The sequence below is a fragment of the Gemmatimonadales bacterium genome, assembly GCA_030697825.1.
Lineage (GTDB): Bacteria > Gemmatimonadota > Gemmatimonadetes > Gemmatimonadales > JACORV01 > JACORV01.
Map to the genome: position 1 here is coordinate 1 of JAUYOW010000198.1, position 1,095 is coordinate 1,095.

The window sequence follows — 1,095 nt, forward strand, 5'->3', positions numbered from 1 at the left end:
CGATCGCGGAGGCGTTGACCAGCACCGACGGGCGCGGCGGCGAGGCCGCGGCCAGCGCCTGCACGAGGCGGCGCGTGGTCCCGATGCGGCTGTCGCGGAGCGCCTGCTTGCGCGCCGCGGTCCACCGGCCGCCGGCGATCGATTCGCCGGCCAGGTTGATGATGCCGTCGAAGGAGGCGAGGTCGCGCTCCCAGCCGCTGTCCCATCCGACGGCCGCCGGCGGAGGGCGGGCGGCCGCGGATCCCGAAGCCGGGCCGGAATCAGATAGGCCCGGCGAGGGACGAGGTTTTCGAGTGAGCAGCACGAGCCCGTGGCCGTGCGCGCGCAGGCGCGGAATGAGCGCGCGCCCGAGAAACCCGGTACCGCCGGTCACGAGCAGCTTCATCCGACCACCTGCCAACAATAATCACCAAGCACCAAATTCCAAATCCCAAACAAATTCCAAGCACCAAATTCCAAACGGTGTGGTGCTTGGTGCTTGGTGATTGGTGCTTGCTTGGTGCTTGGGATTTGGTGCTTGGTGCTTGCCGGGTATCCCATGGGCGCAGGTGGTCGGGTCATGGAGCGTATTCTCTCATAGCCGCCGTGGAGGGTCTACCGTTACGGTAAGGCGGTCCACGCTCTCACCGTCTCTTGGATGCGCGGCAACGGCAGGTCCAGCGCCTCGCGGGTGTGTTGCAAGACCGCGTCCCGCCACGGCAGGATCCCGCTCTGCAGCTCGCTCGTGAACGCCTCCGGCAGCGGTCCCAGCGCCGCCGAGAGCCGCTGGGCCAGCTCCTTCACTTCATCGGCCGCCGAGGAGAGCTCGGCGTAGCGCAGCCCGGTGCCGTCGCGCGGCAGCTTGAATCCATCGGTGAACAGCCGCAGCAGCGCGAGGTTCATGGCTTTTGCGCCGGCCTCATCCGCATCGAGCGCTTGCCAGATCTCGCGGGTCGTCCAATAGCGAAACAGCAGCCCCAGCTCGCGCCGGATCAGCTTCTCCGCCGCCGGCCTCGAGGAGTCTGCCACGGAAAGCGCGCCGAGCAGCCGCTCCGATGAGGCGCCGGCGGTGCGGGTGGCGATCGACGGGACCCTCGTCCTGGGCGGCGTCATAGG

The 1,095-nt window shown here is 68.4% G+C and carries 2 protein-coding genes; both read right to left on the reverse strand.

The window, feature by feature from the left end; all coding sequences use genetic code 11:
- Nucleotides 1–385 (reverse strand): NAD-dependent epimerase/dehydratase family protein (locus Q8Q85_10395; protein MDP3774663.1); only part of this gene is annotated, 385 nt, incomplete at its 3' end.
- A 215-nt stretch (nucleotides 386–600) separates the two neighbouring features.
- The coding region (locus Q8Q85_10400; protein MDP3774664.1) for a hypothetical protein at nucleotides 601–1,095 on the reverse strand (495 nt) is incomplete at its 5' end.